The sequence below is a fragment of the Flavobacterium piscis genome, assembly GCF_001686925.1.
GTDB lineage: Bacteria > Bacteroidota > Bacteroidia > Flavobacteriales > Flavobacteriaceae > Flavobacterium > Flavobacterium piscis.
The window spans coordinates 471,368-486,879 of record NZ_LVEN01000027.1; the positions used below are offsets into that span (position 1 = coordinate 471,368).

General features: G+C 35.9%; 10 protein-coding genes. 5 read left to right on the top strand and 5 right to left on the bottom strand.

Annotated features, from left to right (window positions below; genetic code table 11):
• Window positions 1–2: 2 nt before the first annotated feature.
• From FLP_RS12525 to FLP_RS12535, 3 genes are all read right to left on the bottom strand, one after another.
• The gene (locus tag FLP_RS12525; RefSeq protein WP_065449830.1) at window positions 3–3,119 is read right to left on the bottom strand and encodes an efflux RND transporter permease subunit; all 3,117 of its coding nucleotides are present in this window, start codon (window positions 3,117–3,119) and stop codon (window positions 3–5) included.
• A 28-nt stretch (window positions 3,120–3,147) separates the two neighbouring features.
• A complete protein-coding gene (locus FLP_RS12530) occupies window positions 3,148–4,254 on the bottom strand; it encodes an efflux RND transporter periplasmic adaptor subunit (protein ID WP_078007364.1) in 1,107 nt (368 codons plus the stop codon).
• Window positions 4,255–4,473: 219 nt separating this feature from the next.
• On the bottom strand, window positions 4,474–4,836 hold the full coding sequence (locus FLP_RS12535; RefSeq protein WP_065449831.1) for a hypothetical protein: 363 nt from the start codon (window positions 4,834–4,836) through the stop codon (window positions 4,474–4,476).
• A gap of 602 nt (window positions 4,837–5,438) precedes the next feature.
• Here FLP_RS12535 and FLP_RS12540 point away from each other — a divergent pair.
• From FLP_RS12540 to FLP_RS12560, 5 genes are all read left to right on the top strand, one after another.
• The gene (locus FLP_RS12540) at window positions 5,439–5,960 is read left to right on the top strand and encodes an RNA polymerase sigma factor (RefSeq protein ID WP_065449832.1); all 522 of its coding nucleotides are present in this window, start codon (window positions 5,439–5,441) and stop codon (window positions 5,958–5,960) included.
• A 46-nt stretch (window positions 5,961–6,006) separates the two neighbouring features.
• On the top strand, window positions 6,007–6,216 hold the full coding sequence (locus FLP_RS12545) for a hypothetical protein (protein ID WP_065449833.1): 210 nt from the start codon (window positions 6,007–6,009) through the stop codon (window positions 6,214–6,216).
• An 11-nt stretch (window positions 6,217–6,227) separates the two neighbouring features.
• Window positions 6,228–7,079, top strand: coding sequence for a FecR family protein (locus FLP_RS12550; protein WP_065450282.1), 852 nt, complete (start codon window positions 6,228–6,230; stop codon window positions 7,077–7,079).
• A 100-nt stretch (window positions 7,080–7,179) separates the two neighbouring features.
• Complete coding sequence (locus FLP_RS12555; RefSeq protein ID WP_065449834.1) at window positions 7,180–9,798, top strand: TonB-dependent receptor; 2,619 nt, start codon at window positions 7,180–7,182, stop codon at window positions 9,796–9,798.
• A 4-nt stretch (window positions 9,799–9,802) separates the two neighbouring features.
• On the top strand, window positions 9,803–10,642 hold the full coding sequence (locus tag FLP_RS12560; RefSeq protein ID WP_065449835.1) for a DUF4249 domain-containing protein: 840 nt from the start codon (window positions 9,803–9,805) through the stop codon (window positions 10,640–10,642).
• Between the two features lie 85 nt (window positions 10,643–10,727).
• Here FLP_RS12560 and FLP_RS12565 read toward each other — a convergent pair whose 3' ends face one another.
• Together FLP_RS12565 and FLP_RS12570 are read right to left on the bottom strand one after the other, a co-directional pair.
• Window positions 10,728–12,533: a prolyl oligopeptidase family serine peptidase gene (locus FLP_RS12565; RefSeq protein WP_083195856.1), complete on the bottom strand. Its 1,806-nt coding sequence runs from the start codon at window positions 12,531–12,533 to the stop codon at window positions 10,728–10,730.
• Window positions 12,517–15,483 carry a glycoside hydrolase family 2 protein gene (locus tag FLP_RS12570; RefSeq protein WP_065449836.1) on the bottom strand — a complete coding sequence of 989 codons (2,967 nt, stop codon included), beginning with the start codon at window positions 15,481–15,483 and terminating at the stop codon, window positions 12,517–12,519. Before FLP_RS12570 ends, FLP_RS12565 begins: the two co-directional genes overlap by 17 nt.
• Between the last annotated feature and the right edge of the window lie 29 nt (window positions 15,484–15,512).

A 15,512-nucleotide genomic window follows, 5' to 3' on the forward strand; every position in this document is an offset into this window, starting at 1 on the left:
TTTTATTTTTTATTCATTGCTTTTTCTAATTTGGCAAACAAGATGTAAAGTCCCGGAATTATTACCAGTCCAAAAACAGTTCCTATAAGCATTCCTCCGGCGGCAGCGGTACCAATAGAACGGTTACCAACTGCTCCGGCTCCGGTTGCAATACACAACGGAATCAATCCGGATATAAAAGCAAATGAGGTCATAAGAATTGGCCTGAAACGAAGTCTTGCTCCTTCGATTGCGGCCTGGGTAATTTCGCGTCCTAATTTATTTTGAGCCATCGCAAATTCCACAATTAAAATGGCATTTTTGGCGAGCAGACCAATCAGCATGACTAGTGCGACCTGAGCATAAATGTTATTATCTAAACCAACCATTAAAAGCGCGAGATAAGAACCAAATACTCCTACCGGTAAACTTAAAAGTACCGGAAACGGCAATAGTAAACTTTCGTACTGTGCGGCAAGAAGCAGATAAACAAACAAAATACATAAAGCAAAAATATAGATGGTTTGATTTCCGGAGAGGATTTCCTCACGCGTCATACCAGACCACTGCAGTTCAAAACGGCTTGGGAGTTTTTCTGCTGCAATTTTCTCTACTGCTGCAATCGCTTCTCCTGAACTAAAACCTTCGGCAGGTTCACCGTTGATCATAGCCGACATATACATATTGTAACGCGTTAAAACCTCAGGGCCATACACACGCTCCAATTTTATGAAGGTCGAAAAAGGAACCATTTCGCCGGCATCATTTTTTAGATACATATCAAGAATGCTTTCTGGATTTTTTCTAAACTGCGGACTGGCCTGAACCATTACTTTGTACATTTGAGAAAAACGAATAAAGTTGGTCGCATAAAATGAACCCAGCATGGTCTGTAAAGTCGCCATGGCATTGTCTACAGAAATTCCTTTTTTGGCTGCAAGATCATAATCAACATGAATTAGATATTGAGGAAAAGTCGCATCGAAACTGGTAAAAGAATTCTGAATTTCAGGCGAAGCATTTAACTCTTTTATAAAGTTTTTAGTGACTTCATCTGTATTGCTAATCGTTCCGCCGGATTTATCCAGTAAACGCATTTCAAAACCGCTTGTATTTCCAAATCCAGGAACTGTTGGCGGAGCAAAAATTTCGATCTGTGCATCTGTAATGCCTTTTGTTTTCTCAGTTAGTAGCGCAATAAATTCATTCACAGAAATATCACGTTCCTTCCAGTCTTTCAAATTAATCATTCCCATTCCGTAAGAAGCTCCGGCGATTTCAGTAACAATACTATATCCCGCAAGAGTAGTAACGTTGTCCACTCCATTTATTCCTTTGGCAAGACGGGTTACTTCATCAAGCGCTTTTTCGGTACGTTCTACCGTAGCTCCCTGAGGGGTCGTTACATTTACATACACCATTCCCTGATCTTCAGAAGGAATAAATCCGGAAGGAAGAAATTTGCTTGTTCCCCAGGTTAAGAAGCAAAACAGCACTAGTAAACCAACCGTAACCACCGTACGATCTGCAAATTTCACAAGTACTTTAATGTATTTAGAAGTAATATTGTCAAACCATTTATTGAATCTGTGAAAAAATCGGTCCAGTAAAGAAGTTTTCTTTTTATTAGGATCATGCGCCTTAAGCATAATGGCACATAAAGCGGGGGTAAGCGTAAGGGCATTAATTCCTGAAATAACAATACTAATAGCCATCGTCAACGAGAACTGCCTATAGAAAACCCCAACCGGACCACTCAGGAAAGCTACCGGAATAAATACTGCCGCCATAACAATGGTAATCGCAATTACGGCTCCGGTAATTTCTTTCATGGCGCTAATAGTAGCGGGGAGCGGATCCATATGTTCTTCGGAAATTTTTACGTGCACGGCTTCGACGACGACAATCGCGTTATCGACTACAATTCCGATAGAAAGAACCAGAGCAAAAAGCGTTAGCAAGTTGATAGAGAATCCCATCATCGACATAAAGGTAAACGAACCAATAAGTGCTACAGGCACAGCGAGAACAGGAATTAAAGTGGAACGCCAGTCCTGAAGAAAAATAAAAACAACAAAAGCAACCAGAATAAAGGCTTCGATTAGCGTTTTTATAACTTCATCGATGGAGGCATCAAGAAAACGGGATACATCATAAGCAATGTTAAAATTCATTCCCGGAGGAAAAGAAGTCCCTTTAAGTTCAGCCATTTTTTCTTTTACGCTGGCAATTACTTCAGACGCATTCGAACCCGGACGCTGTTTCAACATGATGGAGGCTGAGGGTTTTCCGTCGGTTTTAGAAACCATTCCATAACTCATCGAACCAAATTCAATATTCGAAATATCTTTTAGTCGTAATATCGTTCCGTCAGAATTTGCCCTAAGCGGAATCTCTTCGTATTGTTTAGGTTCGAAAAATTTCCCTCCGTATTTTATAACGTACTGAAGTTCATTGTTTAATTGTCCTGATCCTTCACCAACTTTACCCGGAGCAGCAGAAATATTTTGTTTTTGGAGTGAACCAATAACCTCATTTGCCGAAATATTATACGAAAGCATTTTTTGAGGATCAAGCCACACACGCATCGAATATTCTTTCTGACCCATGATTTCGGCACGGCCAACACCATCAATACGTTTTAATTCCTGCAGAATATTAATATCCGTAAAATTGAAGATAAATTGTTCATCCTGAGTTTCATCTGTACTGGTAATATTAAGGTACATCAACATACTGTTTACCTCTTTTTCTGTAGTAACTCCGGCCCGAATTACCTCTTCAGGAAGTTCGTCAAGTATGGTTGTTACACGGTTTTGTACGTTTACGGCGGCTAAATCAGGATCGGTTCCTACTTCAAAGAAAACCTGAATAAGTGTTAAACCATCATTCGAAGTTACCGTCGACATATACGTCATTCCCGGTACACCGTTTATGGCACGTTCTAACGGAAGTGCAACCGCATCGGCAGAAACTTCGGCATTTGCACCTGTATATTTAGCCGTTACGGTTACAGAAGGCGGCACAATATCAGGAAATTGTGTTATGGGAAGCTGGAATAAAGCTAATATTCCAAGCAGTACTATCATAACCGAGATGATTAATGATAATATTTTTCTTTTAATAAACATTTCGATCATTTTGAAATCTTTTTATGATGTATAATAATTACAGGTTTACACTTTGAGTTTGTTTGATATTGATTTTATCGCCATCACGTAAGGATTGAATTCCTTCCTGAACAATTAAATCATTGTTTTTTAAACCTTTATTTAAAATATATGCATCATCAAGAGTACTCCCAATGGTTACGTTTGTCATTTTAATGATCCCTTCTTTATTCACTACAAATACAAACTGTTTGTCCTGAATAGAGAAAACAGCTTTTTGCGGAATTACGATCACATTCTTTTTTGGTTCAGAAATAATGAGTTTTCCTGATGTACCATGCTTTATAAATCCTTGCGGATTATGAAATTTAGCTTTGTACTGAATAGATCCTGTTTGTCTGTCGATATCTCCATCGGCCGTTTTTAATTCACCATTATGACTGTAAACGGCGCCATTTGGCAAAACCAGTTTTATATCTCCTTTTGTATTTAGTGTTTTATCCGTCATCATTTGAAAATAGATATTTTCAGGAATAGAAAAATAAGCATAAACATCATCTAATTGGGAAAGTGTGGTTAAATGCGAACCGTTTTCGACAAGACTTCCTTCTTTAAAAGGGATACGATCTATTGTACCATCAAAAGGAGCTCTGATAGTAGTAAAATTAATTTGCTGATTAATGGCTTTTCGTTCTGCAGAAGCATGCGCAACCTTAGCCGAAGCCGCATCGTGTCTGGCTTTTGATAATTCTAATTCTTTGTCTGCAATTACTTTTTTATTAAAAAGAGTTTGTGCCTGCTCAAGTTCTACGGTGGCGATTCTTAAGTCTGCCAAACTGCTTTTGTAGCTGGCTTCAGCTTTTAATAGCTGGATTTGAAGTTCGACATCGCTTATTTTAAATAAAAGCTGTCCTTTTTTTACTAATTGTCCTTCGCTGATATAAACTTTTTCAAGTAGTCCCGGAATACGAACATGAATTTCAACATTGTTTTTTGCATGTACATCTGCAACAAATCGATTTGAAACTATTGTGTCCTGCAACGTGACTTTATAGACCGGTACTGTTTTTACATTATTGGTGTTTTTTTTGGTTTTATCTCCGCACGAGACTAAAACAAAGAGGGATAAAATAAAAAGTAAAAGGTGATTTTTATAAATGTTCATGAGTGATTTTTAAAAAATTGTATATAAATAGTGGCTCTCCCTGATTATTAATCACAGGAAGTAGAATGAAGATAAGTATCGAAAATATAGATGTACAGGCAGAAGCCGTAAGAGCTGGACCGTGTTTTTTTGAGAAATGTTTGTATAAATAATATGCCCTTTATAAAAAATAAAAGACAGTAGAACAAAAGTTCTCTACATCAAAAAATAGATTGAAACCTAGAAAAGTTGGTATAAATGAAGGTGAGTATGACGCTGTATTTGATAAATGGTAGCGATACCGTAAATCAGGCTGTCTTCTAAAATTTTAAAATTGAGGAGCTTAGAAAAGTAAAGTGTTTTCAGGATATTACTATCCGAAGTTGTAGCCCGGTATTTTATTTTCTTTTTAACTATGAAATGAATCTCCAGATTTTTAGACATTGACACATCTGAAGAAAAAAGAGGCGGAAGTTCATCAGTAGTAAAATTCTCCTGATGGCAATAATCATTAAGTTTTGGCTGATATTTATAATACTCTGTACTTCTTAAAAAAGAAAGTAAGAATAAAAAAATGAGACAAATAAACTTAAAATGTTTCATGAACAATAGTATAAACCTTCTGAATGGTTTTGTTAAAAAATGACAGGAGATAAATTTGATGGTGCGCCAAATATACTAATTTGAAAAATAAGCAATTCTTAATTTTTTCTAAAAACGGTAAAAATTTAAGTTTTCATAACATTCAATTCAGGATAAATAGTAGTCTTATTTTTTATTTTAAGAAGCAAATTCATCTATTATTTTATTTAAAGTTTGTTATGAACTTTTTTTAAATAAATATTAAATGTTTGATAGTAAAGTAGATATTGGTGCTTAATGTTTTTTTGTATTTAAAATTTAAAGAAGGACTGTCTGAAGTTTTTAAAAAAAATAAGAAAAGTTGATCTTTTTTTCTCTCACTATTAGTTTTTTTTAGTTTTTTTTACGGGTTTTTTATATGTAATAAAAAGATTAAAAAAATCCTCTTTTACAATTTGCAAACTAAATTTTTAAAAAAGTTTACGAACCTTGATTAAATTTCTGTTCTTTGCCAATTAAAGTTTTTATTAAAAAAAAGTAACGAAACTTAAGTCTTAGCGACCAATTTAAAATACAATATTATTAGTTATTTTAAGTTAAGACTAATTAGCGTATTTGCGTTTATGGACAACAGGAAGTTTATAGTAAGTTTAAAAAATGGTAATGAGGCTTCTTTCAAGGAAGTGTATCTCAAGTACTACGATAAACTAATAAACATTGCCAGACGTTTTGATGTTACAGTGATGACTCCACAGGATTTTGTTCAGGAAACTTTTTTAAGATTGTACAACAAAAGAGAATTGCTTAATGAAGAAGTCTTATTCGATAAACAACTGTTTACAATCTGCAAGAATATCATTCTCAATCATGTTAACAGGGAAAACAGAATAATTCAGCTTGATCCTGAGTTCGAAAAAATGGAACCTGAGGATACAGAAAACATAATTTTTGAAGAAAGAAGAGAAAAACTTCATAATTTCATCAATCTTCTTCCGGAACAGCAACAAAAAATATTTACTTTACATAAACTGGAAAACCTTAGCTATAAGGAGATTGCGGCAATTACAGACCTTTCTGAAAAGACAATTGCCAATCATATTTATCTTGCCAGTAAATTTATTCGAAAAAAAATCGAAGAGCATTAGGAACTTTTGTGTTCCCGTTTGTTATACTATTAAACGGAAACATAAAATGCATATCGAATCTTATAAAACAGATGTTACAAGCAAAGAAGATGCAAGCTTTATTGTAGTGCTTCTGCAGTTTATTATTTCTGATTGTATCATGAAATTCGACTTAGAAAATAATAGCCATATTCTAAGAATCGAAACCAACAGAGATATCAAGGAAATGGTTTACGGTGTTTTTAATAAACAAGGATTTTATTGTCAAAAAATATAACGCCCCAAGCAATGGATGAAAAAAAATTAGAAGAAGAATTAAAAAAAATCTGGGACGAAACCCCTGTTTCACATTCTGATAGCGAAAAAGAGGCTTCGTGGGCAGAATTTCAATCGAAAGCCTTTCCTTCAAAAAAGAAGAAAAATAGCTCATGGCGTCATTATGCAGCAGCGGCAGCCATTTTACTTTTTATTTTAATAGGTACGGGAATTTATTTTAACGGTCCGTCTTTAACCAATAGTACCACTTTAAGTGTGGCCGGAAATACAATTGAAAATACAACTTCGATCATCAAAATTATTGCCTTACCGGATAGTTCAAGGGTAGAGTTGAGTCCGAATTCTAAAATTGTTTATGCTGATAATTTTGCTGTAAACAGAAAAGTGGAAGTTTTTGGAGAAGCGTATTTCAAAGTAAAAAAAGATAAAAAACATCCTTTTCGGGTAATTTGCAACGAAACGACAACTACAGTTTTAGGAACCTCTTTTACGGTTACGGGATACAACAAAAATAGAGTAGAGGTTGCACTTTACGAAGGAAGTGTACAAATGAATGTAAAAAATCAGGACAAGAAATGGATCCTGAAACCCGGCGAAAAATTTACCTACGGAAACGAAGCTGTTGCTATAGTTGATTTTGAAAGATTTAAGGATTTTGATGATCAAAAACTAACTGATATTGCTTCTTATATTGAATCGAATTATGGCTATAAAGTAATACTTCCGGAAGAATATATTAATCAGAAAATTACAGTACGCATCAATAAAAAAGAAGAATTAAAAACGATTCTAGAATTACTATCAGAAATGTATAACCTAAAATTTGAAATAAATGAAAATTTAAAACAGATTACTTTTCAATAGAAAAGAAAAGGATGCACTAGCCGCGAAACTAAACATCCTCCTCATTGTCAAGATAGTATGAAGCTATCCTATTTAATAATATTCAAAAATACAAAATTTCATGAAGCATATAATTTCAGCGTGCTTTTTTTTATTCAGTTGGTGTATGTTTTCTCAAAACGTAACCGTAACGGTAGACCAGACTGTAACACTAAAAGAATTTTTTAAGCAGATAGAAAGCCAAACCGATTTTAAATTTGCCTTTACGGATCAAATTAATACAAGTCAAAAATATTTTACCCAAAAACGAACCTTTACCAATACCGATATAAAAGAATTGATCAGCGAACTGAATAAGACCGCATCCATTCAATTCTCAATTGTAGGCAATAATATTTTCGCGAAGCAAAAAACGACGAAATCCTCATCAGCTAAAAAAAAAAACAAGCTAACCGGTCAGGTTCTTGACGAAAACAGAGAACCGGTTATTGGTGCTAATGTTTATGTAAGAGAAGCTTCTATTGGCGCTACAACGGATGCAAATGGATCTTTTTCGATAGAACTCGACAATGGCAGTTATACCGTTGAGATTAGTTATCTGGGTTTGAAAAATAAAGAAAAGCGTATTACGATTTCTGATGATGAAAGAATGAAATTTAATATGGAGTCAGACAGTCAGCAATTAGAGCAGGTGGTCATCACTACCAGCAAGGCAGTTGACGTCAAGAATACCCAAATGAGTGTGAATAAACTTTCGATGGCCGAAATCAAAAGACTCCCGACTGCAATGGGTGAAGCTGATCCATTAAAATCATTATTGACTTTACCGGGTGTTACCAATGCCGGCGAAGCTTCGTCTGGTTTTAACGTTCGTGGAGGTGCCGCTGACCAGAATTTGATTCTTTTAGATGGTGCTCCGGTATACGGGGATTCTCATATGTTTGGTTTCTTTTCTATATTTAATGCAGATGTTGTTAGCGGATTAGATTTATACAAAGGAGGAATTCCGTCTAAGTTTGGAGGACGTGTTTCCTCAGTTCTTGATGTTACTCAGCAAACCGGAGACCTTAATGATTATAAAGTAAACGGAGGTATTGGTCTTATCTCAAGTCGACTTTTAGTGCAGGGGCCTCTAAAAAAAGATGTGGGTTCGTTTATTATTGCAGGACGTGCTTCGTATGCGCATTTATTTTTAAAACTTACTGATATCAAGAGTTCCGTAATGTTTTATGATATTAATGCAAAGCTTAATTATCGTTTGGGAGCCAATAATACCATTGCTTTTTCAGGTTATATGGGAAATGATTTATTTGATATTAATAACTTTTTTGCCAGTACTTACGGTAATACTATGGGAACGGTTAGCTGGAAACATAAATTTTCGGACAATTTAAATACGAACCTTTCTGTTTTTTACAGTGATTACAAATTTAACCTGGAAATACCATTTCAAAAATTTGAATGGGATAGTAAAATCACCAACTACGGACTTAAATATAACTGGAACCACACCATATCAGACAATTTTAAACTGAATTATGGTATCGATGGTTTGTATTATGATTTTAATCCGGGAACTGTAAAACCTTATGGTAGCGATTCGCAGTTTAATTACAATCAGTTAGATAAAAAATATGCTTTAGAAACTTCTGCTTTTCTTGATGTCGAAAATCAGGTTACAGAAAAACTAAATCTTCGTTACGGACTTCGCTACAGTACGTTTTTGCGTTTAGGCGGAGAAACTATAAGTACCTATGAAAATGGACAATCAGTAGTATACAATCCGTTATATCATATTTATGAAGAAGCAGAGCCAATAGGAAGTACGTATTACGGAAAAGGAAAAACCATCAGTAAGTTTGATAACCTTGAACCTCGATTGGCATTATCTTATGCTTTTAATGATGAAACTTCGGTAAAAGCGAGTTACAACAGAATGGCACAATATATTCATATGTTGTCGAATACCCGCGCTCCGTTACCTATGACGATCTGGACACCAAGCGGACCTTTTACAAAACCACAAATGCTGGATCAATATGCAGTAGGGTATTTCAAGAATTTCAAGGAACGCGAATATTCTTTTGAAGGAGAATTATTTTATAAAAAAATAAAAAACCGTATCGATTATATTGATGGTGCAAATTTATTGGGTAACAACAATATCGAACAGGACATCCTGAATGGAGAAGCGAGATCATACGGTATGGAGTTATTATTCAGAAAAAACACAGGTCGTTTTACAGGATGGGTTGCCTATACTTTGTCTAAGGCAGAACAAAGAACGCCGGGAAGAACACCTGAAGAACCAGGAATCGCCAATGGTGGCTGGTATTTATCAGGATACGATAAATTACATAATCTAAATGTTACTGCCAATTACGAATTCAATCCTAAATGGTCGTTTAGCGCTAATTTTAGCTTACAATCAGGTCAGCCGGTAACATATCCAAACGGTTATTATGAATTTGGAGGAAGAAATATACCTAATTATACACTAAGAAATTCAGACAGACTTCCTGCCTATCATCACCTGGATATTGGTGCAACTTATACGCCTAAACCGGATAAAAAACAAGGATGGCAAAGCTACTGGGTATTTAGTATTTACAATCTTTATAACAGACAAAATGCTGCATCAATGACGTTTTCTCAAAATGATAATACAGGAGCGAATGAGTCCAAACAACTGTCTATTTATGGACTAGTACCTGGTGTTTCTTATAATTTTAAATTTTAATAGTATGTTACGATTAAAAAAATACAACTTAAAAAGTAAAGCATTTACTTTATTTAGTCTTCTTTTTGTTTTACTTCTTTCATCCTGCGACAAGGTTGTTGAGCTTGATTTAGAAACAGGAGATCCTAAAATCGTGATCGATGCCGAGATCATTTGGGAAAAAGGAACCAGCGGAAACGAACAGACCATAAAAATTACCAGAATGGCTTCGTATTACAGTCCAACGACACCAAAGGTTTCAGGAGCACAGGTAAGAGTTGAAAATAGTAATGGAGATATTTTTACATTTAATGAAGCTGAACCGGGTTTATATAAGTGTACTAATTTTGTTCCTGCAATTGATATGGAATATAAATTATTTGTACAAGTTGATGGACAAACCCTAACCGCTACCGAAAAATTAGTTGCTGTGCCGAAAGTTGAAAGAATAGACCAGGAATTTATGGCCGATATATCAGGAGAAGATCTTATTGTGGTAACATTTTATTATAAAGACCCTGCTGATCAGGTCAATTATTATCTGACAGATTATAAAACGGATATTTTGCCTTATCCGGAGTACACATCTACAAGTGATGAATTTTTGAATGGAAATGAAATCAATGAAAAATTTACAGATGAGGATTTAAAGCCGGGTAAAGTTCTTGATATCACACATCGTGGTATTTCTAAAAACTTTTATAATTACATGAATTTGATTTTAGAGGCTGCAAGTTCGAATCCTTTTGGTGCAGTACCGGGTAATATAAGAGGAAATATAGTGAATACTACTGATTCGAACAATTTTGCACTAGGCTATTTTAGAGTTTGTGAAGCAAACCATATGTCGTATACAGTAAAATAAGAATTTAATTGGAGGTTGATTTGTAAAACATCTGGCATATAAATAATTATGTCAGATGTTTTTTTATTTATATAAAAACTGAATTTTACTCCTTCTTCAAATTCCTGATCTCCTCGGCAGAAACTTTTATCACCGTACCATGACGCGTTCCCGAGGGAAAACTAACCTTATCCGAAATATCCTGCCAGCCTTTTGAAGTTTGTTGTACAGCACCGTATTTTTTCAATGTATACTTATCAAAATAAACTGTCCATTGATTGTCGATTTGAATGGCAGTTGGTCCTTCGGCCCAATAATTTCCAGTAATTGGTTCGCTGGCTTTACTATAAGGACCCGTCAGGTTTTTACTGATGGCGATTTTTAAATTTTTCTGCACCGGATTACGGGTTTCATCTTTAAGGTACATTACATATCCCTGATCCTGTTTTACAATCGAAGCATCGATAACATTAAAACCAGGTTCGTACAATAATTTTGTTTTTTCAAATTTTTCAAAATCCTTTGTAGTCGTATAATAAATGCGGTGATTGTATCCTTTTTCTTCATCTGATTTCGTTTCAGGAAACTTTCCGTCAATAGTTGAAGCCCAATAAATCATATACGTTTTATTTTTTTCGTCGAAAGTAATCTCCGGAGCCCATGTATTTCTTGCTTTTTCCTCATGCGCCATTACCGGAATAAATTGCTGTTTCGACCAGTGAATCAAATCTTTTGATGAAGCATAACCAATTCCTTTATCCGTCCAGCTTACCGTCCAGACCATATGATACAAACCGTCGCCGCCTTTTATCACACAAGGATCTCTCATCAGTTTGTCTTTGCCCACTTCGGGAGTCAAAAACGATGCATCATTTTTCAAACTATTCCACTGATAACCATCTTCGCTATACGCCATATGAAGGCCGTCTTCGCCATTTCCTTTAAAATAAGTAAACACATATCCTTCTGATTTTAAAGTATAATGATTCGCAGCAAGCCATTTTTCACAGTCTTTTGGCCATGAGGCATTCGTTCCTTTTACGCCCAGACCAAAACCGTGGCCGCCATCTTCATACAAATGCATTTCGGCAGAAACTTTTTCTTTCTTTAAAGCCAGATAATAATTGATGCTGTTTTCAACCGGAACCGCTTTGTCATCTGTAGCATGAACCAGAAAAGCTCGGGGAGTGGAAACATTAATCTGTTTTTCAGTAGAATAGGTATCGATGGCTTCACTTCCCGCATTTTTTCCTAATAAGTTGTCCCTTGAACCTTCATGAGTAATTCCGTTTTGCATGGAAATAACAGGATAAATTAAAAGAGAAAAATTAGGTTTTGCACTTGTTGTATCAAGTGGTGTGTAGATTTTGTCATTATAATGCGTGCTTAATGTGGCAGCCAGATGTCCTCCGGCAGAAAATCCCATAATCCCGATTTTATTCGGATTCAGTTTCCATTTCACAGCATTTCTACGTACCAATCGAACCGCTTCCTGAGCATCCTGCAAAGGGCCAACTGTTTTGTTTTTCATGATCAGATCACTTGGTAATCTGTATTTTAAAACAAAAGCATTGATGCCCAAACTATTGAGCCATTCTGCTACTTTATAACCTTCTTTATTAATCGCCAGCATTCCGTAACCACCACCGGGACAAATGATAACCGAAGTTCCGTTTGATTTTTCGGCATCAGCAAAATAAGCAGTAAGAGTAGGTAAGGTTACTTGACGGACTCCTTCGGAAATATCGCCTTTGCGGTCTGTTATCTCTGAATAAGTTGTCGACTGAATCTCATCAGGGATTTTATCCCATAACGGAATTTCCTTTTTTTGTGCAAATGATGGAGTGATCATCCAAAAGGATATCAAAAAGAATAAGGCTTTTAGCGGTTTCAAATTATTTGATTTTTTCATAAAATTCTATTTCAACAATACGTAATTGTCCGGTTGCATCTACTGATGTTTTATCTTTATATAAATCTAGTTCTTTTGTGGCATCTACTTCAACAATTTTAGCAAAACCATCTTTTTCCTTGCTGGATCCGATTAATTCAATAGTGATTTTTTCAGCAAGAACAGGCTCTAGAGCGATAGTAATATAACCTAAACTTTGCGAAGTATTACCTTTAAAAACTTCTTTTCCATCCGCTAAAATACGAATAGGATACATTTTGGTTCTCCATCCTGTCATTTTTACCACGCATTCGTTTACTATCGTCGGTTTCGAAAGTGTGTATGTTATTGATCCGGTAGTAATGTTTCCGTCATTTCTCCATTCCGTCAATTCATTGTCATCGTAACTTTTATACGTATCATTATTATTCGATGGCGATACAGCGTTCAGGATATTTACGGCAATTCTTTTTTGTGTGTAAGAAGGCGTTTTTGGCGTTGGCCCGCGTTCTAAATTTGAAGGAAGATCTTTGTCGGGCAGTTCTTTCGAAATTCCGTTTGTAACCGTTACAGGCTTTGTTTCAAAACTGATTTCGGCTTCCTTTAGTCCTTTCGCGGAAGCGGTAACTTTTATTTTTCCGGCTTTCGCCAAAGATTGAATCATGACTCTGTTAATGCCATTTTCGACCGGAATTTCTTTTGAAAGAATGTAATTTTTAGGGCCTTGCGCAATCCCTCCAAGCCAGTTCGCAGGGCCATTAAGAGTAAAAGTGATCAAATCATTGCTGATCGGGCAGCGGTTGCCGTTTTTGTCAACCACTTCAACATCAATCAAAGCAACATCATTACCATCCGCCAGCATTCCTTCAGGTTGCGTGCGTAATTTTAGTTGTATGGCTGCCGGTTCATCAGTAGTGATTTTAGAATCTTCACTTAAAACAGCTCCGTTTTCATCATAACCAATCGCTTTAATTGTTCCTGATTTCCAGGTTATATTTTCGAAAGTAAACAAGAATTCGCTGCTTTGTTTGCCAAAACCCTGTGAAACACCATTCACAAACAATTCAACTTTAGAAGCTGTCGAAACTACGTAAATGTTTTTTACAACTTTATCAGTATAATTCCAGTGCCCCATAATATGAGTGCGGTGTTTTTCGATATCAACCCAGCCATCCCACATCACCTGATGCGCCCAATAACCGTCTTTTGGAATGCGCATGGCATCGACTTCGCCGCTTGTTCTGTAATTTTGTTCACCACGATGGTGCGTATTCGAGTCCGAAAATATAATATTCACGCCACCGGAATTCACTCGTTTTCCGGTTCCGGGTCTTTCGCGGTAATAATCGTACCAACGCACGATATTTTCTATAGCATGCCGATCCTGATTGTGATTGTAATCCTGAGCAGGATTGCCACGATACAAAGGGCCGTCGCCTTCTTTATGAAACGGAGGGGAGAATTCGTCCCAATATTTACGCATGCCTTCATCTCTCGAATATTCAGTTGCCCACAAAGGTTTTCTGGCGCTTTTATTAATATAAAGCATTTCTCCACCATATTCTGCTTCCTGACTGTCCAGCATTTCACGGGAACCAATCGCACGTCCTCCAAAAGGATCATAAGTATCCCTGAGACTTTTCATTTCGTGCATGTGCGCTTCGCTTATCGATTCGTTGCCGCTTTCATAGAAAATAATACTCGGATTGTTTCGGTTGTAAATAATGGCATCACGCATCAGGTTTACTCTTTGTTTCCAGGTATCGCCCTGCGCATCTTTTTCGGCGTCTCCTGCGGGCATTGCCTGTAATAATCCCACTCTGTCGCAGGATTCAATGTCTTGTTTCCAAGGCGTTACGTGCATCCACCGCACTAAATTTCCATTGCCTTCTACAATCAATTTATTGCTGAAATCGCTCAGCCATGGCGGAACCGACATACCAATTGCCGGCCATTCATTACTGGTTCTCTGTGCATATCCTTTTACCTGAAGCACTCTGTCATTCAACCAAAATTGACCTTCCCTGAAATCGGTTTTTCTGAAACCTGTTTTAGTCGAAACTTCATCAATAATTTTTCCATCCACTTTCAAAATGGTTTTTACGGTATATAAATAACCGTATCCCGAACTCCAGAAATGTAGATTCTCAACGAGATGATTCGCTTTTAAAGTTTTAGTTTCATTAGGGAAAATAATAGTTCTTTCACCAGAGAAAGAAGCAATTTGTTTCCCGTCGATATCTTCAATGATTACTTCATATTCAACAGTTTTCGCTGTGTCAAATTCATTGCGGATTTGGGTTTCGGCATTTATGACAGCACTTGCAGCTGGAATATTAATTTTAGAAGGATAAATATAAACGCCAGTAGTTTTTAGAAAAGAATAGAGTGGAAGCGTCTGGTACAATTTACTCGTAATATGCAAAAAGACGTTTTTAGGAATACCGCCATAATTGGCGTTAAAGTTAATGTTGTTCCATTGATAAGAAGCTCCGGTGGCTTTTTCTTTGTATTTCCAGTCATTATCAATTCTAAGTGCAATAGTATTTTCTGCCGGGAAAGGTTTTAGTAAAACAGAAATATCAAAACCAAATGCCATAACGCCATTTTCATGAAGTCCCACTTTTTGTCCGTTTATATAAATTTCTCCCGCTTGACGAATGCCTTCAAATTCAATAAAAATTTTATGGTCTTTAATTCCCTTAGGCAATTTAAATTTTTTACGGTACCAGACAATTCCCGTGGTGAGATGTTCGATATCTTTTTCAAAAGCTTCTTCCTGATTGTAAGCATGCGGCAAAGTCACTTTTTTCCACGAGTTGTCATTAAAATTTACTGCCGCAGCGTCTTTAAAATCACCGGTTTTTAATTTCCAATCCGCATTAAAATTGATTTTTTCTCTTTTAAATTCCTGAGAGAATAAAACAGCATTAAATAACAGTAGCGCAAAATATAAAAAAGCCTTATTCATTGGAATTGTTTATTTATAATAATATGAAT

Coding starts and splice junctions, on each gene's coding strand:
- FLP_RS12530 (WP_078007364.1), bottom strand. CDS start 4,254: ATGAACATTTATAAAAATCACCTTTTACTTTTTATTTTATCCCTCTTT.
- FLP_RS12550 (WP_065450282.1), top strand. CDS start 6,228: ATGGATGAAAAAAAATTAGAAGAAGAATTAAAAAAAATCTGGGACGAA.
- FLP_RS12540 (WP_065449832.1), top strand. CDS start 5,439: ATGGACAACAGGAAGTTTATAGTAAGTTTAAAAAATGGTAATGAGGCT.
- FLP_RS12570 (WP_065449836.1), bottom strand. CDS start 15,483: ATGAATAAGGCTTTTTTATATTTTGCGCTACTGTTATTTAATGCTGTT.
- FLP_RS12545 (WP_065449833.1), top strand. CDS start 6,007: ATGCATATCGAATCTTATAAAACAGATGTTACAAGCAAAGAAGATGCA.
- FLP_RS12555 (WP_065449834.1), top strand. CDS start 7,180: ATGAAGCATATAATTTCAGCGTGCTTTTTTTTATTCAGTTGGTGTATG.
- FLP_RS12565 (WP_083195856.1), bottom strand. CDS start 12,533: ATGAAAAAATCAAATAATTTGAAACCGCTAAAAGCCTTATTCTTTTTG.
- FLP_RS12560 (WP_065449835.1), top strand. CDS start 9,803: ATGTTACGATTAAAAAAATACAACTTAAAAAGTAAAGCATTTACTTTA.
- FLP_RS12525 (WP_065449830.1), bottom strand. CDS start 3,119: ATGATCGAAATGTTTATTAAAAGAAAAATATTATCATTAATCATCTCG.
- FLP_RS12535 (WP_065449831.1), bottom strand. CDS start 4,836: ATGAAACATTTTAAGTTTATTTGTCTCATTTTTTTATTCTTACTTTCT.